At 54.9% G+C, this 22,751-nt stretch carries 15 protein-coding genes; 11 read left to right on the top strand and 4 right to left on the bottom strand.

Annotated features, from left to right (window positions below; all coding sequences use genetic code 11):
- Positions 1 to 545 precede the first annotated feature (545 nt).
- The 3 genes from ABD971_RS22145 to ABD971_RS22135 form a co-directional block, all read right to left on the bottom strand.
- On the bottom strand, positions 546 to 1,295 hold the full coding sequence (locus ABD971_RS22145; protein ID WP_339937697.1) for a metallophosphoesterase: 750 nt from the start codon (positions 1,293 to 1,295) through the stop codon (positions 546 to 548).
- Positions 1,296 to 1,305: 10 nt separating this feature from the next.
- A complete protein-coding gene (gene pgi, locus ABD971_RS22140; protein WP_345325642.1) occupies positions 1,306 to 2,943 on the bottom strand; it encodes a glucose-6-phosphate isomerase in 1,638 nt (545 codons plus the stop codon).
- A gap of 183 nt (positions 2,944 to 3,126) precedes the next feature.
- Entirely contained in the window at positions 3,127 to 3,924 is a 798-nt protein-coding gene (locus tag ABD971_RS22135) for a tetratricopeptide repeat protein (protein WP_339937701.1), read from the bottom strand.
- 355 nt (positions 3,925 to 4,279) lie between these two features.
- Between ABD971_RS22135 and ABD971_RS22130 the strand changes: the two genes are divergently transcribed.
- From ABD971_RS22130 to ABD971_RS22080, 11 genes are all read left to right on the top strand, one after another.
- Positions 4,280 to 4,873: a redoxin family protein gene (locus ABD971_RS22130; protein WP_345325639.1), complete on the top strand. Its 594-nt coding sequence runs from the start codon at positions 4,280 to 4,282 to the stop codon at positions 4,871 to 4,873.
- A 443-nt stretch (positions 4,874 to 5,316) separates the two neighbouring features.
- Entirely contained in the window at positions 5,317 to 6,447 is a 1,131-nt protein-coding gene (locus tag ABD971_RS22125) for a hypothetical protein (protein WP_345325637.1), read from the top strand.
- 566 nt (positions 6,448 to 7,013) lie between these two features.
- Positions 7,014 to 7,571, top strand: coding sequence for a peptide-methionine (S)-S-oxide reductase MsrA (msrA, locus tag ABD971_RS22120; protein ID WP_345325635.1), 558 nt, complete (start codon positions 7,014 to 7,016; stop codon positions 7,569 to 7,571).
- Between the two features lie 37 nt (positions 7,572 to 7,608).
- Positions 7,609 to 9,183 carry a protein adenylyltransferase SelO gene (locus ABD971_RS22115; protein WP_345325633.1) on the top strand — a complete coding sequence of 525 codons (1,575 nt, stop codon included), beginning with the start codon at positions 7,609 to 7,611 and terminating at the stop codon, positions 9,181 to 9,183.
- A 398-nt stretch (positions 9,184 to 9,581) separates the two neighbouring features.
- The gene (locus ABD971_RS22110) at positions 9,582 to 10,505 is read left to right on the top strand and encodes a dihydrodipicolinate synthase family protein (RefSeq protein ID WP_345325631.1); all 924 of its coding nucleotides are present in this window, start codon (positions 9,582 to 9,584) and stop codon (positions 10,503 to 10,505) included.
- Positions 10,502 to 12,118, top strand: a complete 1,617-nt coding sequence (locus ABD971_RS22105; RefSeq protein WP_345325630.1) for a sodium:solute symporter family protein — start codon at positions 10,502 to 10,504, stop codon at positions 12,116 to 12,118. The genes ABD971_RS22110 and ABD971_RS22105 overlap by 4 nt, the downstream gene beginning before the upstream one ends.
- A gap of 145 nt (positions 12,119 to 12,263) precedes the next feature.
- The gene (locus ABD971_RS22100; protein ID WP_345325628.1) at positions 12,264 to 13,670 is read left to right on the top strand and encodes a sialidase family protein; all 1,407 of its coding nucleotides are present in this window, start codon (positions 12,264 to 12,266) and stop codon (positions 13,668 to 13,670) included.
- 428 nt (positions 13,671 to 14,098) lie between these two features.
- On the top strand, positions 14,099 to 15,304 hold the full coding sequence (locus tag ABD971_RS22095; RefSeq protein WP_345325626.1) for a DUF1559 family PulG-like putative transporter: 1,206 nt from the start codon (positions 14,099 to 14,101) through the stop codon (positions 15,302 to 15,304).
- Positions 15,305 to 15,418: 114 nt separating this feature from the next.
- Positions 15,419 to 16,888: a sulfatase gene (locus ABD971_RS22090; RefSeq protein ID WP_345325624.1), complete on the top strand. Its 1,470-nt coding sequence runs from the start codon at positions 15,419 to 15,421 to the stop codon at positions 16,886 to 16,888.
- 29 nt (positions 16,889 to 16,917) lie between these two features.
- Positions 16,918 to 19,884, top strand: coding sequence for an exo-alpha-sialidase (locus ABD971_RS22085; protein WP_345325652.1), 2,967 nt, complete (start codon positions 16,918 to 16,920; stop codon positions 19,882 to 19,884).
- A gap of 11 nt (positions 19,885 to 19,895) precedes the next feature.
- A complete protein-coding gene (locus tag ABD971_RS22080) occupies positions 19,896 to 21,515 on the top strand; it encodes a ribulokinase (protein WP_345325622.1) in 1,620 nt (539 codons plus the stop codon).
- A 782-nt stretch (positions 21,516 to 22,297) separates the two neighbouring features.
- Here ABD971_RS22080 and ABD971_RS22075 read toward each other — a convergent pair.
- Entirely contained in the window at positions 22,298 to 22,663 is a 366-nt protein-coding gene (locus ABD971_RS22075) for a four helix bundle protein (protein WP_345325620.1), read from the bottom strand.
- Between the last annotated feature and the right edge of the window lie 88 nt (positions 22,664 to 22,751).

Here is a 22,751-nt window from a genome sequence, read left to right as displayed (position 1 = left end):
GATGAAAGACATGGAAAACGCCGCCCTCTCAGAGATAATCGATGTGTAGACACCAATGCCCGAAGGGGAGGTGAAATTGCTTACCCTCCCGTGCGGGAGGGTCGGCCGCTGGATGCGGCCGGGGAGGGCTGGTGAAACCACGCTGGCACGATCCATTTCTAACACTCGGAGCCCCACCCAGAGCCGGCTGCCGCCGACTCTGACCTCCCCGAAGGGGAGGTGAAATCAGTTTACCCTCCCGTGTGGGGAGGGTCGGCCGCTGGATGCGGCCGGGGAGGGCTGGTGAAACCACGCTGGCACGATCCACCGCTAACACTCCGAGCCCCACCCAGAGCCGGCTACCGCCGACTCTGACCTCCCCGAAGGGGAGGTGAAATTGGTTTACCCTCCCGTGCGGGAGGGTCGGCCGCTGGATGCGGCCGGGGAGGGCTGGTGAAACCATGCTGGCACGTTCCACTTCTAACACAACGAGCCCCACCGGTGAGCCGGCTACCGCTGGCTCTGGCCTCCCCTCTTGGGGAGGTGAAATCGAATTTCCTCCCCTGCTACGCTTGATCCGTCAGCTCGATTTCTACGGGCCGAAACGGGACGTGACGAATCGCGGCGCCGCCGTTAAAGAATTGCATCTGGTCGTGCTCGAATCCGCCAATCAAACGATGCGTGTGCCCGAACACCACGCGTCGTGTTCCGCTGTCAGGCCCCAAGTCGTGTAGCACCAGAAAGCGATTCAGTTTTCGGATCGCCATCTTGTTTCGATGTGCCAATGCCGCCGCGACTTTATGCGCTCGCGCCGCCACGATTGCGTCGTAGCCGGCGAACCGCCACAACGCAGCTCGTTTCTTGTCGGCCCACTTTTTTCGGTAGCTCTCGAAACGTTGCATTTTCCCTCGGCCTTCGATCTGGTCGCCATGCAACATCACCGTGTCGCCGATGCGAAGCACGTCGCCGGCAAATACAAAATTCGAATCCGGCTCGGTCTGTTGCCGCAACTCCCGCAGAAACACCGGGCTCGCGTCATGGTTGCCACACAAGAAAACGAATTGCTTGTCGGGGTATTCGTTTCGCCACTGCTGCAAGTAGTCGAGCGAAAAGTCGACCGCTTCGATCTCGCTCGAGAAACGTGACCATCGGAAATCGAACAGATCACCACCCCAAACGACCATCTCGTTACGCTCGATCAACGAGGCAATCTGGGTGTGATGTTGCTCTGCCGTGCTCCGCGTGCTCATCAAATGCAAATCCGAGATGAACACCGCTTGCTTGGGCATCTGATCGCGAGGCCAAGTGTGGATCATGTTCGCTGCCTTATTTCCATTGACGATAACGCTGGATCAATCCGTTGGTGGAACTGTCGTGCGACAGCGACGCGTCACTGGATTGCAATTCCGGCATGATCTTTTTGGCCAACATTTTCCCGAGCTCCACGCCCCATTGGTCAAACGAATCGATATCCCAAATCACGCCTTGCGTGAACGTGCTGTGCTCGTACAACGCAATCAATTTGCCGAGTACGCTCGGCGTCAATTGCTCGATAAAAATTGTGTTCGACGGCCGGTTGCCTTCGAAAACTCGGTGCGGCACCAGCTCATCGGCCGTCCCTTCGCTCTTCACTTCCTCGGCGGTTTTCCCCATTGCCAACGCTTCGCCTTGGGCAATCACATTGGCCATTAAAATGTCTTGATGATCGCCCAGCGGATTCAGTGACTTGCAGAACGCGATAAAGTCACACGGAATGAGATGTGTGCCTTGGTGAATCAATTGGTAAAACGAATGCTGGCCATTCGTGCCTGGTTCACCCCAGAAAATCGGACTGGTGTCATAATCGACATGGTCACCCGAGAGTGTCGTCGATTTACCGTTGCTCTCCATCGTCAATTGCTGCAAGTACGCTGGGAATCGCTTCAGGTATTGATCGTACGGCAGCACCGCGACCGTCTTTGCATCAAAAAAGTTGGCGTACCAAACGTTCAACAACCCCATCAGTGCGGGCAGGTTTTGATCCAGCGGTGCGGTGCGAAAGTGAACATCCATTTCATGAAATCCGTCGAGCATTTGACGAAAGTTTTTTGGACCAATCGCCAGCATCGTCGACAATCCGATCGCCGAATCCATCGAGTAGCGGCCGCCGACCCAGTCCCAGAATCCGAACATGTTTCCGGTATCGATTCCGAACTTGCCGACTTCATCCGCGTTGGTCGAAACCGCCACGAAATGTTTCGCCACCGCCGACTCGTCGCCTCCCAATCCAGAGAGCAACCACGTGCGTGCGGATCGTGCGTTGGTCATCGTTTCTTGAGTCGTGAAGGTCTTGGACGCCACGATGAACAGCGTTTCGGCGGGATCGAGATCCTGAGTCGCTTCGGCGAAATCGGTTCCATCGACGTTGGAAACGAAGCGGAAATTGAGTTCACGATTGCTGTAGTGTCGCAGTGCCTCGTACGCCATCACGGGGCCGAGATCCGAACCGCCGATCCCGACATTGACGATATTGCGAATTTTCGAACCGGTGTGGCCTTTCCACTGGCCGCTGGTAACGCGGTCGCAGAACGCCGCCATTTTATCGAGTACCGCATGCACCTCGGGCACCACGTTCTCGCCTTCGAATTCGATTTTGGCGTCACGCGGAGCGCGAAGGGCCGTATGCAGCACCGCACGATCTTCGGTGGTGTTGATCTTTTCGCCGCTGAACATCGCATCGATGCGATTTTTCAAGTTCGCCGATTCGGCCAAAGCGACCAGCAATTTGACCGTTTCCGAGGTGATCCGGTTTTTCGAGTAATCGAGGAACAGCCCCAGCGCTTCGAGGCTCAGGGTTTGGGCACGCTGAGGATCTTCGGCAAACCACTCGCGGAGATGTTTGTCCTTAATTTCCGCGTGATGTGATTGCAGAGCTTGGTAAGCGTCACGAGAAGTCAGACCGTCGGTGGCTGTGCTGGTACTCATCCCAAAAAATCCTTCGATGAAATATGTTCGTTAAGTGGTCCCCCCATTCTCTACGAAGATTCAGAGCCAGGGAACCTTGGGTACCCCCAGTTTTTTTAATGTCGTTGTGGGATAGGTTGCCAGCCTGTCGTCAGCACTCATGACTGGCTAGCAACTCATGACAGTCTAGAAGCCGATCTTAACTTAGCCAAACAGCCCTTTGCGGGGCAGGATCGACTCGGGGCGTCCGAGCGCCTTTTCGGATTTCTTGACTTGCTTTCGGATCGCTTTGTCCGTTGCCGCCTCAGGCACATTGGCGAACACCTCGGCGTATTCTCGCAGCGCCGCGTCGTGATCTCCCGCGCCGGCATACGACTGGGCCAACATCAGAAACAATGCCGGCTCGTAATTCTCCGACGGATGCCGCAGCGACTCCATTTGCTGAGCCGCAAGCTTGGGCTGCCCGCTCTCGAGCAAGTTGATTGCCGCAATGCGAACGCACGGTGGGTACTCAGGATCGAGCTCGATCGCGCGCTGAAAACAACTCTCCGCTTCTGCCTTTCGTCCCTGATTCTCGTACCAGCTTCCGATACCAAGCTGGACATCAATATCGTCTTGATGCGATTGCAGCGTCGCCGACGCCAAATCCATCGCCTCGTCGGGACGATTGAACACCGTCAAGGTCCCCAGCAGCTCGATCGCGCGTTGAGGCTCATCGGGTGCCTCGGCTAGCTTTGCCATCCCCGTGTCGATCGCCTCTTCACGAAGTTGGTTCCACTGGTGCAACGGCATCACACGATGACGACGACAGTTCGAACAATCTCCGAGAATCTGCTTTTTGCCCATCGGGATCAACGGGATGAACAAGACCACGAAATAGTAACCCGTTTCGTAATCAGTCATCTGGCAATGGGCGCCACACGAATCACATCGATCATGGTAGATCCGTGGATTCTTCTTGCCGTAATATTGCGTTCCAATACCATTGATCGTGGTGGGCATAGAGGGCTTTCAGTTCAGGCCAGTAAAAAATGCGTCAAGCGAATGAGAAAGGCAGAAAGACACGGAGACACGGAGACACGGAGACACGGAGACACGGAGACACGGAGAGAGTTTTCGCCAATTTAGCGGGTCGGTAGCAGCACCGCAAATTTTGATAGCGTGTTTTTTTTGCTAGCCGCAATATTCGCCGTGCACCCAATTCGCCGTGCACCATTTTTGTGGGGCTGTGTGTGGCGGAGAGCGAAGGTGAGTGATCATTGGGTAGGAGAATCGATACGGTTCACCCCTTGGCTCACGTTATTGAGCTCCGCACTGGAGCCCACGCCCCCACTCGCTTTTACAAAGGTTTCTCTTGATGAAGATCGTTCCCACGCTTGCCATTTGTGCATTGGTTCTTTCCACCACGTTTGCCGCGACCGCTTCGGCACAATCCCACAGCCCGAATCCAGTGGCTAACGCAAATAAGATGTTGTCGCCCGGTACGGAAGCGAAAGACTTTCAGTTGCGTGCCATTGCAGGCGAGTTGTCGGGCGAGGTGCAGCTCAGCCAAGTGAACGCGGAAGGCCCTGTTGTCGTCGTCGTATTGCGAGGTTTCCCAGGCCGACAATGTCCAGCCTGTTCCGCCCAGGTTGGCGACATTGTGAAAAACGCAAACAAGTTTGCAGCCAAGAACGCGCGAGTGCTATTGATCTACCCAGGTGCGAAATTGCAACTCGGCCAACACGCGAATGATTTCTTACAAGGCACCAAGTTGCCCAAGCCGCTGACGTTCATGCTCGACCCTGATTTTCAGTTCACCAACGCTTACGGATTGCGCTGGAACGCAACCAACGAAACCGCCTACCCCACCACCCTTGTGGTCGACAAATCAGGCAAGATCACCTACGTCAAGATCAGCGAAACTCATGGCGGCCGCGCCATGAGCAACGAGATCCTCGCGGCTCTTTAATCCCCTCGCAACACGCTTCACGTATCTCTGGCGACCTGTCCCGAACACGCCTCGGCGAAGCGTTAACGAAAGACACGTTCGTGTGAATTTGCACGAACGTGGAGTGGCCGTTAGGCGGGCCAGCGTCGAATCATGTGGACTCGAAAGAGCCGCGACAGTGACACATCATTACGCTCGAGTTTGCTGCGGCAAAAGCAGGCTATTGGAAGCTACCGAGAAAAACACTCGACTGAGCAGCTCGTGCCACTGGGCTGAAGTCCACACCGCGCAACAGCCGTTATTGTTTCAATCGGCGTCCGCTCTCGCGAGCGAACGATGCGACGACCAATTCAAAGTGACGAGGAGCGTGGGATTCGACGGAGGCGGGCTGGTGGCGTAGACTGTCGTCCAGCAATGCGGGGACGCTCGTTCGCCAAACCCGGCACCTACGGCCAACGCATCGCTTGAAAGTCTCTTCTTTTCGCATGCGAGATAGTGTCGTGATGGACTCGGGAAGCCAAAATGAAACCGGCCAAAGCTTTGAACACGAGCCAACCTTTAAACAACGCGTGACGAAATTTTGGCAGTGGTATCCCACCGTTGCCGAGCGATTCTTTGAAACGATCGAAGCGGGGAAGTGCGGCAGCCTAGTCGACGAGGTTGCCGAGTATTGTGAATCGACCATCCCGGGGCTCAGCTGGGTCTTTGGCCCCGGCGAAAATGGCGGCCACTCGTTCACACTGTCGGGCGAAGGCCAAATTGCCAAACAACTGCTGGCGGAATACTGGCTGCAACGCGCACCCGAAATCCCTAAATGGACCTTTCATGCCTCGCGACAAGCCACGCCATCGGAATTCGTCAAAGGCTTCGCGATCTCGGTCGACGAAGGCAACCGGGTCGACGTGGACGGTTTTCAAGTTCGCACGCATGTCGATGATGAACGCCAAAAAATCGATATCCTCGCTTGGCATCCTGTACTCGAACGAGTCCCGCAGGCGCAGCACTTTACGATCCTGTTCCTGCTGGTCGATGAAGTACTTGGCGAATTCGGCACCCAGACATGGCTAGGTGAAATCAAGATCGAGCCTTTCACGCCCGATGCGTACACGCGTTCGTTATCCGATCTGCCGGAATTCATCTCCCACGTCAACACGTACCACAAATGGGAAAAACTGCCGCCACTGGAGACCTACTGTGTCTACCAGTTGAAAGAAACCAAGCCGTCACCGCGTGGCGATACGGTGGTCGGGTCGAGCTTGATCCCCAAGTTGGTCTTTGACTGTATCGATAACGACGGAAAACTCAGCGAAGATCCGCTGAAGAACATGGGTGCGGAATTGGTTTACGTTGCCATCGACGGATCCGTCTTCCCCGAAGGCCAACAATCGGATGTTCGCGCCAACATTGAAGACGTGCTAACGGACTCGCTCGAGAAAGAACTGAGCGGGCAAACACTCGGAGGAGCCTTCGGGCTGAACGAGAGCTACATTGACGTGTTGTTGGTCGATGGGCAAGAGAGTCGCCGCATCGTCAGCGAAACGCTCGCGCAACTGCAATTGGCCAGTCGCTCGCGTATCGAGTCGTTTGTCGATTGAGTCGGCAATCCGCGATTGTCGCCCCATTGTCACCCCGCTTTCCAAGCTGGAAGCGCGTCGCTTGCCTGCTGCCCTCTTAGTCACAACCATCATCGTCACCGGCTTGCACCCGAACGGGACGTGTGAGCGGCTTACCCCACGCATGCCCCGGTGCCTACGCCCAAAGCCATCTACATTGGATAGCGGAACGGCGCAAGCCGTCCGGTTGCGGCGTGAAAAAACGTTCGATTCCGACCGGGCGGCTTGCGCCGCTCCGCTATAAAAAACACCCGTCTAGTGCCGAAGTAGATGGCATTGGCCCATGGCGCTCGGATCACCAAGGTCATTTACAGTTCGATAAAACCAACAGGCCGCTTGGCGAGTTTCCGCTTGCGGACCGCGAGGGGGAGATCGGCGGAATGGCTTTTGGCTGACGCGCTTCTTCGGCGCTCGACTCGTTGACATTTTGCGGACTTGGCAGCACTCTAGAATGATCTGAACACGCTGCTAGCCCACTCTGCATTCCGAACCCCTGTGGCAATGGCGAGTGTCGCTTCCCTACACGCCTTTTTCATCAGGATCGCCCGATGACAACCTCCGAAAACAACTCGCTTCGACTTGCGACCTTTGGCAATGGGTGCTTCTGGTGCACCGAAGCCGTCTTCCAACGACTCGCGGGCGTCGAGCAGGTGATGTCGGGCTACTCCGGTGGTGATGTCGACAACCCCACTTACAAACAAGTCTGTACCGGCACGACCGGACACGCCGAAGTCATTCAAATCAAGTTTGACCCCAGCGTCATTAGCTTTGACGAGCTATTGGAAGTGTTTTGGAAAACGCATGACCCCACGACGCTGAATCGCCAAGGCGCCGATGTCGGCACGCAATATCGGTCGGTGGTGTTCTATCACGATGAAACGCAAAAGCAGCAAGCAGAACACTTCAAGCAGAAACTCGACGAAGCGGGGGTCTTTTCGGCTCCAATCGTAACCGAGATCACGGAATTCACAAAATTCTATCCTGCCGAATCCGACCACCACAATTATTTCAACCAACATGGCAACCAAGGTTACTGCCAAGCCGTGATTCGCCCGAAGGTGGATAAGTTCACCGAGGTGTTCCGCGACAAACTGAAACAAAACTAACCTACTTGCCCATTTGCCAAAAAGCACCGCAAATTCCATGCGTTTGAACATCGACGATCGCTTCAACCAGCAACTTCCGGCCGACACGGTGCAAACGCCTTCACGCCGCCAAGTCACCGGCGCCGCGTTTTCATTTGTAACGCCCCGCGTGCCCAGCAATCCGCAGGTGCTGCATATCGCGGCGGACGTTGCTGAGATGCTTGGATTATCGTCCGCGGATCTCGCGAGCGACGAATTCCGGAATGTGTTTAGCGGCGGCAAAGTGATCGAAGGCACGCGGCCTTATGCGATGTGCTACGGCGGACACCAATTCGGATCGTGGGCAGGACAACTCGGCGACGGCCGTGCGATCAATTTGGCCGAAGTCCAGCACGCCGGAAAACACTGGACGCTGCAATTAAAAGGGGCGGGCGAAACCCCCTATTCACGCACCGCTGATGGCTTGGCCGTGCTTCGCTCGTCCGTCCGCGAGCATCTCTGTAGCGAAGCGATGCATCACTTGGGCGTCCCTACCACTCGATCGCTCTGCTTATTGACCACGGGCGACCAGGTACTGCGAGACGTCATGTACGATGGCAACCCCGAGATGGAGACCGGTGCGGTGGTTTGCCGAGTCGCCCCGAGCTTTATCCGCTTTGGCAATTTCGAAATCTTTGCCTCGCGAAACGACCTTAAAATGCTGCGTGAATTGGCGGACTATACCATCCGCCATTTTTACCCTGCAATTGAAACCGGAACCCAATCGGGCTACGGCGATTTCTTTTACGCCGTCTGTCAACGCACACTGACGATGATGGTGCATTGGCAACGAGTTGGTTTTGTTCATGGTGTGATGAACACCGACAATATGTCGGTCCACGGCGACACGATTGACTATGGCCCGTACGGTTGGCTCGAGGGCTACGATCCCGATTGGACGCCGAACACGACCGATCGCACGCATCGCCGTTACCAATTTGGCAATCAGCCGCAAATTGCGCTTTGGAACCTGGTCCAATTAGCCAATGCGCTGTATCCGATCGTGGGTGAGGCGCCACCGTTTGAATCGGCACTACAGCAGTATCAACACGACTTCAATCGTGAATTCACGCGTATGCAAGCCAACAAGATCGGGCTTTCCGAGGTGATCGAGGGCGATGAAGATTTGCTGGACCAACTTGATGCAGTCTTGCAGCTAACCGAAACCGACATGACGATATTTTTTCGTTTGCTGGGAAACGTGAAGAAGTCGGCTGATGTTGCCAGCGGCAGCGATTTCCTCAGCCCAGTACGCGATGCCTTTTACGCTGCCGATCAACTAACCGGCGAAGTGCTGGAGCCATGGCGGGATTGGTTTGCCAAGTACTTGAGTCGATTGAACAAGGACTCGGAAACAGATCAAACGCGTCGTGAACAGATGAACCGTGTGAATCCAAAGTACGTATTGCGCAATTACATGGCCCAGTTGGCCATCGATGCGGCCGATCAGGGCGACGCGGCGCTGATCCAAGAACTGTACGAGCTACTGCGTGATCCCTACAGCGAGCAGCCCGAACACGAAAAGTGGTTCGCCAAACGGCCTGAATGGGCGCGTCACAAGGTCGGCTGCTCGATGTTGTCGTGCAGCTCGTAAGCTGTAATCAAAGCGATCCAAGATTGTCGCACGGCCGCCCAAGCCTTTCGCGGCAACGCTCACCGAAACGCTTCCAGCTTGGAAAACTGGGCCACGATGTGGGCCTGGTTCCGTTTTAGCCATTGTCTCGGCACACCGGCTGCTGGTTTCCGAAGAAAAACGCTCGAACTTGATAATTTAGGCCGACTTAGACCTCTGCAGAGCTTGCACGGAAGCGAGAGCCAGGTAAACTCTATAGACTTAAAGCAAGCACCCCAACACCTTCGAGTGTGGCTCTATCGCGATGCGATGCGTGACGCCACTGATTTTAGCCATCCCGTTACACGCTGGAAAAGGCTAAAATACTTGTCGTTGGCGTCTTCTCTTTCGCTCTATATAACTTCTCAGGATTTCAGCAGATGTCGACCATCGCCAAACCATCGAAACTTTCATTGCGGGGGATTGTGCCTCCCTTGGTCACCCCCCTGACAGCTCGCGACACGTTGGACCATGCTGGTTTAGAGCGGTTATTAAGCCACGTGATCGAAGGGGGCGTTTCGGCGGTATTCATCCTGGGGACCACGGGCGAAGCGCCAAGTTTGAGTTACCGCTTGCGTCGCGAGATGATCGCGGAAACGACTCGAATCGTCGAGGGGCGTATTCCGGTTTTGGTAGGGATTGCTGACACCGCGTTTGTGGAAACGGTAAACCTAGCGGAGTACGCGGCAAATTGCGGTGCCGACGCGGCGGTATTAACCACCCCCTATTACTTCCCCGCCGGACAAACCGAGTTGACTTCGTATGTGCAAAATATTGCACCGCTGATCCCGTTGCCGATCATGCTGTACAACATGCCTGGGTTGACGAAGGTGTGGTATGAGATCGAAACGCTAAGAACGCTTTCGAGCATCCCGTCGATCATCGGCGTCAAGGACAGCAGTGGCGACTTGGACTACTTTGGCCAAGTCTGTCAATTGAAACTCGACCGCCCTGATTGGACGGTGTTACTTGGCCCCGAAGCTCTTTTACAAGAAGCACATCGGCTGGGTGGTGATGGCGGCGTCAACGGCGGGGCGAATGTGATGCCCGAACTGTTTGTGCAGTGTTACAACGCACTGCGTGATGGCGATGAAGCGACCGTGACCGAGCGGCGTGAATTGATCCTAGAATTCCAAAAGATCTATGACATCGGCAAATACGCATCCCGTCACATCAAGGCCACGAAATCGGCATTGTCACTGATTGGAATCTGCAGCGACCTGCCTGCGGATCCTTTCCACCCATTCCTTGCCCCTCAGCGTGAGCGTGTTGCCGAGGTATTGCGAGGGGTTGGGGCTCTGTGATTGCTGCTGTTTTCTTCACCGGTGTCGACTGGTTCGTACTGCTAGGCTACTTCGTTGCCATCATGGCGTTGGGGTTGTTTTTCTGGCGACGCAATAACACCGCCGACCAATTCACGGCAGGGGGACGCACGCTGCCCGGATGGCTGTGCGGTCTATCGATCTTTGCCACCTACCTAAGCAGCATCAGCTATCTGGCGTTACCGGGCAAAGCGTTTGTCGACAACTGGAATGCGTTTGCCTTCTCGTTGGCATTACCGTTCGCAGCGGCGATCGCAGTTCGTTTTTTCTTGCCCTTGTACCGCCGGTCGGGCGAGGTATCGGCCTACTCGCTGCTGGAAAACCGGTTCGGGTTATGGGCACGGCTGTACGCCAGCTGCTTTTACCTACTGTTTCAGATCGCCCGTATCGGGGTGGTGATGTACTTGATGGCACTTCCGATGGCAGTGCTATTCGGCTGGGACATCCGCATCGTGATCATCGTCACAGGAATCATCGTCACGATCTATTCGTTTGTCGGCGGGATCGTCGCGGTGATCTGGGCCGATGCGATTCAAGCGGTGGTCTTGCTTGCCGGAGCGTTACTGGCACTAGGCATCCTACTATTCGACATGCCTGGCGGCCCTAGCGAAGTGATCGAGGTCGCTAACAGCCACGACAAATTTTCACTCGGCAGCACCTCGCTGTTCGATGTGTCGCAACCCACGCTGTGGGTCGTGCTGGCTTACGGGCTGTTCGATAATCTGAGGAATTTTGGCGTCGATCAGAGTTACGTCCAGCGGTACATCGCTGCCAGCAGCGACCGAGAAGCGGCCAAAAGTGTTTGGTTCGGAGCGCTGTTGTATGTGCCTGTCAGCGCCTTGTTCTTGTTTATCGGTTCATCGCTTTTCGCTTACTACGAAAGCCATCCTGAACAAACGCAAGAAGTCCGTGTGATTGTGGCGGAACAGAAGATGATGCAGGCCGGGATCGCTCCGGATGCCCCCGAGTACACGGCACAGTTAAACGAGACGATTGACGGCTTGACGGAGAAAGATCTTGGCGACCGCGTGTTCCCTCATTTCATTGCCGCCAATTTGCCCACCGGAGCTCGCGGATTACTGATCGCCGCGGTTTTTGCAGCGGCAATGAGCACCGTTTCGACGTCACTGAACTCATCGGCGACGTTGGTGATGAGCGATTTCTACAAGCGACTTTTTCGCCCCGAGTCCTCTGACTCCGAACACGTCTACGTGCTCCGCGCTTCGACGGTCGCATGGGGAGCGATGGGAACCGTGATGGCACTGGCGTTGGTCCGTTTAACCGAAAGCGTGCTTGATATTTGGTGGATGCTATCGGGTGTTCTCGGGGCCGCGATCATCGGTCTATTTTTGCTGGGCATCATGGTTCCCAAGATCCGAGGCGCAGCAGCGGTTCTGGTACTGTTTGATGGCATGCTACTGATCGCATGGATGGCCGCGTCAAAAACAGATTACTGGCCTTCACAGTGGAGCGATGTTGCGAGTCCGTTTCATCCGCTGCTTGTGATTGTGATCGGCCCCACCGCGATGATCTTGCTGGGGTGGATCCTTTCAAAATTACGCAGTGACAAGAAAAGCGTCCCCACCCCGGAATAACCGCCCCAACCGTGTTGCCAGAGTGCTCGCTCGCGAAGTCGCGGCAATTCATAAATTGCAGAGTCAAGAACCGCACCGCGCTGCCCGAACCTGGCAGTCGACACCGGCTTAAGACTAACGCTCTCACCTCCTTGCCAGCCCCAATATGCCAAAGTCAAGCGACAGCGCCGCTACGCAATCCGCCACGCAAATCGCTGATACCGCGCCCCGAGCTTCGTGCAGATGGTTTGGCAAATTTCGGCACTGCCGCATTGCCCTGTTGTCTCTGCTGATCCTAAACGCACCTTCGTCATGGGCCGCGCACCCCATTCGCCCTCTTGCCCAAGAGCACGTGGTTGTCGGCAAATCGCCCAACCCAGCAACCATCCCGCTCTATAACCCAAGCATCGTGCGTCTTGATACAGGCCGGCTGGTCGCATCCTATATGGTCAGCGGCAAATATGATCGGAATGTCAAATCAACAACGCATGTATTGACATCCGATGACCACGGAGCGACCTGGCAAAGTCGACACGAGACATCCATTGGCCAGACACGATTGTTCACCGCGGCTGACGCAGTCTATATGATCGGGTCGTCCAGCCCGCTGTACATTCAACGCTCTCTCGATCACGGCGCCAACTGGTCCGACCGGTCCGCGATTGCATCGGGCCGATGGCATCAATCGGCCACCAACTTCATTCACTCCAAAGGCAATGTTTATCTTGCGTTGGAGAAGCGAATCAACAGCGAAATAGACGCCTGGGACCCTGGCGACCTCGCTCCCGTACTGATGCGAGCCAAGACCCAAGACGACCTCACCAAACCCGAAAGCTGGACATTCTCATCCGAACTTGCGTTTAAGGATATCATCCCTGGATACCGCGAGAACAACCTGGACCTCGATTATTTCGGAGTCCCGTTTTATGCACAGAAATTTCCCAAGAGTAACATCCTGGTTCGCAAGCCCTTCAACCGAAACTCGGCGCCGATGGGCTGGCTGGAAACAAATGTCGCTCAGATCAAAGATCCGTCGCACTACTGGCACGACCCAACGGGACGAACGTTTCATTTATTGATGCGGAGCCACACCGGGGGAACGGGCTTTGCCAACCTCGCCAAAGTGACTGAAAACGATGACGGAACAATGACGACATCGCTGGAAACCGCACCTTCGGGAAAGCAAATGCTATTCCTGTCGCTGCCTGGCGGGCAAATGCGGTTTCATATCCTCTATGACGCTAAAACCGAACTGTATTGGATGCTTGGCTCTCAGGCGACCGACTCAATGACGCGGGCTGAAAAATTACCTCCGGATCGCTACAGCCTGCCAAACAACGAGCGACACCGACTCGTCCTCCACTTCTCGAAGAACCTCGTTGATTGGTGCTTTGCAGGGCTTGTTGCCAAAGGCGCAACCGCAAGCCGTGCACGGCATTACGCAGCCATGACCATCGACGGAGACGACCTGGCCATCCTGTCACGCTCGGGTGACGAAGACGCCCGAAACGCCCACGACGGAAACCTCATCACCTTTCATCGTGTTCGCGATTTTCGCAATTTGGTTTATTAGCCCGCACGCGCTGATCCGATGTCCGCGCGTCTGTGCTCAGCAATAAATCAGCAAAATCCCCCACCTGTGCAAAGTTAAGCTTGCCCCCCCTTAGCATAGTCTATAGACTACAAGGACTCATCACCTCCCCTTAGTCCCAAATAACGGTGCCCTATGGACAAATGGATCATTTCGACAGGCCTACTCTTGGCAATTTGCCTCACCCCCCTTGTTACTGGATGTGGTTCGAACGATACGCAAGTCATTGAACACCCTGAAGTTCAGGCGGAACAGCTTGACGAGGACGGTGTGATGCGTGAACCGGGCACATAGCCTATAGACTTATGGCAATCGACTAAAAACAGCCCTGATAAAACATTGTTCCCTTTTTTCACTATCTATTTTTTTATGCACGATGCGAATTCTTCCTTCATGTTAAGGTGACGATCATGTCAACAAATTCTGCTTATCGAAAAGCTTTCACACTCGTCGAACTGCTCGTTGTCATCGCCATTATTGGGGTGTTGGTCGGGCTGTTGCTTCCCGCGGTGCAAGCGGCACGCGAAGCGGCGCGACGCATGAGTTGTAGTAATAATTTCAAACAACTCGGACTTGCGATTCACAATTATCACTCTGCTTACCAGCAGTTGCCTCAAGAAGGTGCTGGGTCAGCACGGCCTTTTGGAATGACCAATAACGAATCGAATCTGGGCTTACTCAGTGGACATGTCGGACTGCTGCCGTTTTTCGAGCAACAGGCGGTGTGGGAGCAAATCAGCAACGAGTTGAAGTTTCAAGCAAGTGGCGCGGTCAAATCACCTCCATTTCCACCGATGGGACATCCACCATGGGCTACCAACTACGGCCCTTGGGTGACCGAACTACCAGCCCTGCGATGCCCTAGTGATCCTGGCAAAGGATTGCCTTCCTTGGGACGATCGAACTATGCATTCTGCTTAGGGGATGCAATCTTTTTGGTTCATTCGGGCGGACGTAATCGAAAACTGGTCTATGAAAGTGATACAAGTGCCCAAGCCCGGTCCGGCGGCAACAACGAAACCGATAATTCGTCAGCGGCGGTCACTGCACGTGCAAACAACCGGGGGATGTTTTGGTTCCGGCATTCAACCAGATTTCGAGATGTGCTCGATGGTCTTTCCAATACCATCGCGATGGGTGAAATAGCCACCAGCATCGGTGCCTCGGAAGTGAATGCCGATATGATCTACGGTGCCACCGATACGCTGTTGACCAATCCGGCCTATTGCGATGACTTCATCGATTCCCAACGACCTCAGTTCCTAGTAAGCGGAACCGATACCATCTCGGCAGGAAACGCTACGACTGCTCGTGGTTACCGCTGGAGCGATGGACGACTGATGCATTCTGGATTTGTGACAATTCGTACACCCAATAAGGCTAGTTGTATCTGGGGCGGCTCGGATAACAATTTAGGTTATTCAACTGTTGGAAGTCGACATCAAGGCGGAGCTCATGTCATGATGGGCGATGGAGCAGTGAAATTCGTTACCGACAGCATCGAGGGTGGAACGCAGACAGCGGCACCGGCCGCTGCAGGTAGGCCGAGCCCCTATGGGTTATGGGGTTCACTCGGCACACGGGCTGCCAAAGAGGTGATCGATGAGGATTTCTAGCACGACTTCGAAGGCTCGTGTAATGACGGGCGAATCCGGCAGTCGCCCCACCCACTACATAAGAGACTGAAAACAAACGTGGTAAATCAACTCCCTTACCGAATCCTCCTGTGCGTGGTTCTCCTGCTGGCGCTCGTCTTTACCGATGAGGTGCAGTCGGCGTCTGCAGAAGACAGTGATAAACCCAATCGCCCCAATATGTTATTCATATTGGTGGACGATTTGGGGTGGTCGGACTTGGGATGTTATGGTCATGCGTGGCATGAAACGCCGAACATCGATCGTTTGGCGAGCGAGGGCATGCGGTTCACGAGTGCCTATTCGCCGGCGCCAATTTGCTCCGCTGCGAGAGCCAGCATTTTGACAGGCAAAGCGGTGCCGCGACTCGGTTTTGAGTTTGTCACCAAGGGAGAACCTGGTCGTCAACGGATCGACGCGGACGTTCCGCTGACGGGGCCGCCGTTGACGCTAAATCTGCCGTTGGCGGAAACGACAATTGCCGAGCGAATGGCAACACTGGATTATCAAACTGCTTTTTTCGGCAAGTGGCATGTCAGCCAGCACCATCGACGTTACTTGGGTTGGGATCCTGAATTTGGTCCACCGCAGCAAGGTTTCGAAGTCGCGGTGGAAGACTTTGGCGACCATCCCTACGCGTGGACGAAAAAGAATCGCGGATTAGAATCGGCCGCCGGAGTTATCCCTCATGATTCGATGGTGCAGAAGGTATCCGACTTTATTCGTCGCCCCCACGACCGCCCATACTTTTTGATGGCGTCGTCGTTTTATGTTCATACACCGGTAAAGAACCGCTGTCGTTGGCTGGTTGAAAAATACGACGCCAAGATTCCACAAGAAATTCCGCAGCGTCCATTGCGACTTGAGTACGCCGCGTTTGTGGAAACGCTGGACCATCACGTCGGCGAGATCCTTACTGCGCTCGACGAATCGGGACAACAAGACAATACGTTGGTGGTATTCGTGTCTGACAACGGCGGTCACCCCGAGTATTGCGGTAACGCTCCGCTGCGAGGATCCAAGTGGAACCTTTACGAAGGCGGCATTCGCGTGCCGATGATCGCTCGCTGGCCCAACAACATCATGGCGGGTGCAACCTGCGACACTGCCGTGATAGGCTATGACCTGCTACCCACGTTTGCGGACATTGCAGGCGGAAGCGAAAACACCCCACCACAAAACAATGTCGATGGACTCAGCATCAAGCCCCTGCTGAGCGATCCCGAAGTACAATCGGACCGATTACAATTTGACCGCAGCCTGATTTGGCATTTTCCTTACTACCACCCCGAAACCGGATTCAAGGATGCAATCGAGACGATCGGGGTGAATGATTTTGCGGTCAGTCAAACACGTCCGCAATCCGCACTTCGTCATGGACGCTACAAGATTATCCACTTCGCTGAAGACGATCGTATTGAGTTGTACGATTTGGAAACCGACCTTGCGGAACAGCACGATTTGAGTGCATCGCTTCCCGAGATTGCCGCACAGATGCGTGCTAGACTTGACACTCATTTAACCACAATGAACGCCCGCCGAGCCCTACCGAAAGAGAAGAAATGAAGTTACCGAAACTGACAATCTATTGTTGGATGTGCGTCCTGACGCTCAGTTCATTCGCCGCGGCGGATGAACCGCAGTGGAAACTGCAACCCTTGCCGTACAACAACCCAGGTTTAAAGGTTGATCTTGGCGTCGGGTTGTGGGCGTTTCCATTGCCGATGGATTACGACAACGATGGTGACTTGGACTTGTTGGTCAGTTGTCCTGACAAACCATCCAACGGCACCTACTTTTTCGAAAATCCGTCTCAGGATCCAAACGAGAAGATGCCGGTTTTCAAAGCAGGCGTTCGCATCGGCCATGGCAGTCATTTCATGCAGATGAGTATGGTTGATGGTGAACCAATCTTGATGTTGCCGGCAAAAGAGTTTCGGCGTGACGCAAAAACGGGCAAGTTCAATTTTTCGAAACCGACCAAGATCAACGCCCACGCCAACCCGAATCATCACACCAAAGGCAACACCCGCGCGAACATGTGGCGGTACGTCGATTATGACGGCGACGGGGATCAAGACATTGTCGTCGGCAGCGGCGATTGGACCGATTACAGCTGGGATCACGCCTACGACAACCACGGCAATTGGCGAAACGGGCCACTGCATGGCTATGTTTACTTGATTGAAAACAAAGGCAGCGACGACGAGCCAGCCTATTCATCCGAGCCGGAACGCTTGCAGGCTGGCGGCGGCGAAATCGATGTCTACGGGTTTCCGAGCCCGAACTTTGCCGACTTTGATAACGATGGCGACTTGGACTTGTTGTGCGGTGAGTTCTTGGACGGCTTCACCTATTTCCAAAACATCGGCACTCGCACTGAACCCCAATACGCGGCGGGCCAAAAACTCAACAACGCCTCCGGCGATCCGCTGGTCATGCATTTACAAATGATCACGCCAACGGCGATCGACTGGGACGCCGACGGCGATCTCGATTTGATCGTCGGTGACGAAGATGGACGCGTTGCGCTAGTGGAAAACACCGGCGAACTTCGCGACCACCAACCGGTATTCAAAGCACCACAATACTTTCAGCAACAAGCCGATACACTCAAGTTTGGTGCACTGGCAACTCCCTTTGCCTATGACTGGGACAACGACGGAGACGAGGACATCGTGTGTGGCAACACCGCGGGTTCGATTGGTTATTTCGAAAATCTTGGCAATGCGGAAAATGGCCTGCCCAAATGGGCGGCTCCGAAACTGCTAGAGGTCAAACAAAACGATGGGTCGCAAAAACCGTTTCGCGTGATGGCAGGCCCGAGTGGTTCCATCCAAGGCCCCGCCGAAGCGAAGTGGGGTTACACCACGTTGTCGGTTGCTGATTGGGACGGCGATGGCGATGGGGACATCGTCTATAACTCGATCCTATCGCGATTAGGCATGTTGACCAACGAATCGGGAATGCTCGTTGAAAAGAATTTCGATACGGGACAACGCGAAGCGCCACCGAAATGGTATTGGTGGCAAACATTGTCCAGTTCGGCTTTGACTCAGTGGCGAACCACGCCGATGGCGATCGATTTCGACGGCGACAAGAAACTCGACTTGGTCATGCTGGACCAAGAAGGCTTCTTGACACTTCGTTCGGGTGGCGGAGCGGCAGAGCGTATTTTTGTTGACGAAAACGGTCAACCGCTGCAGCTCAATTCGGGAACATGCGGTCGATCCGGACGAGTCAAGTTACAGGTGGTGGATTGGGATGGCGATTCGCGACTGGACGTATTGGTCAATTCGGAAAATGCCACGTGGTACCGCAATTGTGCGGATGTCGATGGCAAAGTGATGTTGAAGAAAGTCGGCAACTTGGCAAAACGCAACGTCGCCGGACACACGTCGAGCCCCACGGTGTGTGACTTTAACAAGGACGGCAAACCGGATTTATTAGTCGGCAGCGAGAACGGCCGGATTTACCATATCGCTCATGATGATTGCGTGACCTTCACATCGGCGGAAACAATGCCTAGCGAACCGAAGCCCGCAACCGAACCGGCGTTCCCTGGATTGCTGTCGAGCGAATTCATTTTCAAGGACGCTCCCTTCAAAGAGTGTCATGCGTCAACGATTTGCCAAACGTCTCGCGGGTTGGTCGCCTCTTGGTTTGGCGGCTCTCGTGAAGGGAATAAGGATGTCGTGATCTGGACCAGTTTTCATGACGGATTGAATTGGTCACGACCTCTGAACGTTGCCGACGGAGTTCAGCACGACGGAATGCGTCACCCGTGCTGGAACCCGGTACTGTACCAACCGCCTGGCGATGCTCCACTGTTGCTGTTCTTCAAAGTCGGACCACGGCCGCACAGTTGGTGGGGCGAGGTGATGATCAGCTACGATCGCGGTCGGACTTTTACCGACCGCAAGCGATTGCCCGAAGGCATCGATGGTCCGGTCCGCTGCAAACCGATTTTGCTCAGCGATGGCAAAACGCTGCTCTGTGGATCGTCGACAGAAAACGAAGGATGGCGAGTCCATTTTGAAAAGATCACGTTGGTCGACGGTGAACCGAGTGGTACTATCAAACGCATCGGGCCGATCAACGACGGTACGGAATTCAAGGCGATTCAACCGACGATCTTGACGTATCCTGATGGCCGTTTACAAGCACTTTGCCGCACCCAAGAAAGCGTGATTGCGTCGACCGAGTCTACCGATGGCGGCGAGACATGGTCGAAATTGGTCGCGACCAACATGCCGAATCCGAATTCGGGAATTGATGTCGTCACGCTCACCGACGGTCGTCAATTGATGATCTACAACCATCTCGGATCATCCGACAATGGCTGGGGCAAACGAAGTCTGTTGAACCTAGCGATTTCCGAGGACGGAATGAACTGGACCGAGGTAGGAGTGCTTGAGAAGGAAAAATCAGGTGAGTTCAGCTATCCGGCAATCATCCAAACCGATGACGGCATGGTTCACATGACCTATACCTGGAAACGGGAATTGATCAAGCACGTGGTGGTCGATCCGTCCCAATTGACACCGACGCAGTCGAAATAAAAGGAACGGTGATGAACTCAACTGCCTCGAGAGAGCCGGTCGCCCTCGGATTAGACTTTGGAACCGAATCGGTGCGTGCGATCTTGATCGACGCTGCGGGCAACCAACTCGGGCTCGCTTCGCGTGATTATGCCAATGGCCAAATCACTCAGACGCTGCCGGGTTGTGACGCCCCATTGCCGCCGCGGTACGCACTGCAAGCCCCAGGCGACTGGATCGATTCGGCCGCCGAAGCAACACGCGCCGCGATTAGCGAAGCGGGAATCGATGCCGCGAGTGTCGTTGGAATCGGAGTCGACTTTACCAGTTGCACGATGTTGCCAACCACACTCCAGGGCACGCCGCTCTGTGAACTCGAGGCGTTCCGATCGACTCCGTTGGCATGGCCGAAGCTATGGAAGCATCACGGTGCACTCGAGCAAACCGAGCGGATGAATGCGATCGCCCGAGAGCGTGACGAATCGTTCTTACAGCGGTATGGCGGCACGATCGGGTTAGAATGGTTTTTCCCAAAAATGCTCGAAACGATCGAAAACGCTCCCGAAGTCGCCTCGGCTGCCGACGTTTGGCTGGAAGCCGGAGACTGGTTCGTGTGGCAATTGGTGGGCGGGGAGGCTGCGTCGCTGACCCGATCGACGTGCCAAGCGGGTTACAAGGCGATGTGGTCGGCGAAGGAGGGCTATCCGTCGAGCGAGTACTTTGCGGCAGTCCATCCCAAGCTGGCCGAGGCTGCGAAGCATTGCATGCCTGGGGTAATGCGATCGCCTGGCGAACCGGCCGGAGGCTTGACCGCGGCGATGGCTCAGCGATTCGGACTTCGCGAAAACATTCCGGTTTCGACCGCAATTATTGACGCGCATTCCGCGGTCCCCGGGGTCGGCGCCGCGGACGCCGGAGTGTTGGTGATGGTGATGGGGACTAGCAGTTGTCACATGCTCAACGCCAACACCGCGGCCGATATCCCTGGGATCGCAGGCGTGGTCGACGGCGGTATTTTGCCAGGCATGTTTGGCTACGAAACAGGCCAAGCGGCGGTCGGTGACGCGTTCGCATGGCTGCGGCGATTGCTTGGACTCGATTCCTTTGACTCACTCGCCGAGGCGGCACTGCGATTGCCACCGGGTGCCGAGGGAGTGATGTGTATCGACTGGATGAATGGTTGCCGTACCCCGTTGATGGACGGCAGTCTGCGGGGTGCGTTTACCGGACTAGGCCTCGAGCACGGTCCAGAACATTTGTATCTAGCGTTAATGGAAGGCTCGGCGTTTGGGCTCCGCTGGATCGTCGAAATGCTACGCGATGGCGGCGCCCCGATCCATCGACTGATTGCCACCGGAGGATTGCCGCATCACAACCGTGCGTTCGTCGAAGTGTATGCCGATGTGCTGGGGATGGAAATTGAAATTCATCCATCCACACAAGGTCCGGCGGTCGGTGCGGCGGTGTTGGGAATGATCGCGGCCGGATCCGAAGCGAGCGGTTTTTCAAGTGTCAGCGAAGCGGCGACCGCGATGGCGGGGGTTCCCGAGGGGAAACAAGATGTCGTCCGCCCGCGAAGCGAGCGAACCGCGGCCTACGACCCGCTGTACAACGAGTACCGCAAGCTAGCCACGACACTAGCCCAGCGTTAGTGCCATCACCATCGACTTTTTTGGGTAGCGGTGCGGCGTGAGAATCACGCTCGCACGCGGTCGCGCCCTCCTTTCTTAATCATCATCTTACTCTTAATCACAATATCCACCGGATTGCACCCGAGCCGGCCGGATGCGCGGTCGGGAGTAAGATTTAGAGACTGCTCGCTTGCATCTGCTATGAGAACGGAACTCTTGCCGTTCTCCCCGCTGCGTCTCGAGAAACTACGATCGCACACCTTTGTTGCCTTTTTCCTTTCTTAATCATAATCTTACTCTTAATCCTAATCTCCACCGGGTCGCACCCGAGCCGGCCGGTTGAGCGGACCGGGATTAAGATTAAGAGTATGATTAAGATTAAGAGACTGCTCGTTTCCCTCTGCTATGGGAATGGAACTCTTGCCGTTGTCCCCGCTGCGTCTCGAGAAACTACGATCGCACACCTTTGTTGCCTTTTTCCTTTCTTAATCATAATCTTACTCTTAATCCTAATCTCCACCGGGTCGCACCCGAGCCGGCCGGTTGCGCGGACCGGGATTAAGATTAAGAGTATGATTAAGATTAAGATTAAGATTAAGATTAAGAGACTGCTCGTTTCCCTCTGCTATGGGAATGGAATTCTTGCCGTTGTCCCCGCTGCGTCTCGAGAAACTACGACCGCGCGCCTTCGTTGCCTTTTTCCTTTCTTAATCATAATCTTACTCTTAATCCTAATCTCCACCGGATCACACGCGAGCGGGGCGATTGCGCGGACTGGATTATGACCAAGAGTCCAACCGAGACTAATGTTTTCGTTCCGTCGAATTCGCTCGAATCAAGCCTACCAGCATTGAAATAATCTCGTTCAGCAAACTTTTACCTTCGTCTGCTGACGATTTTTCGATGAGGCGTTTTGCAACCATGACGTCCAAACTCGCAGCACATTCCAATGCTGATCCGCGTGCGATGTCGAAATATCGACAACGATCCGAATCAGTGAATTTGCCATTGCCTTCGGCGATGTTCAACGGAATCGACGTCGACGCACGATCGAACTGACTGTGCACGGCCCGCGATTTGGGAATGGACTCAAGAATGTCGGTTCCCCAAGCGACAAATGAAATCGAGGATTGATAGACGTTCAGTTTTTCGTGATCGAACTGTCGCATCGCTTTCTCTCCTCCCCCCCCAACCTTTAAACACTCTGCATTGCACCCGAGCCGCCCGGTTGCGCGGACCGGGATTAAGATTAAGAGT

Origin of the sequence: Novipirellula rosea (assembly GCF_039541335.1) — a bacterium.
In the GTDB taxonomy this organism is placed as follows: Bacteria; Planctomycetota; Planctomycetia; order Pirellulales; family Pirellulaceae; genus Novipirellula; species Novipirellula rosea.
This window is presented reverse-complemented; position numbering and strand designations above follow the sequence as displayed.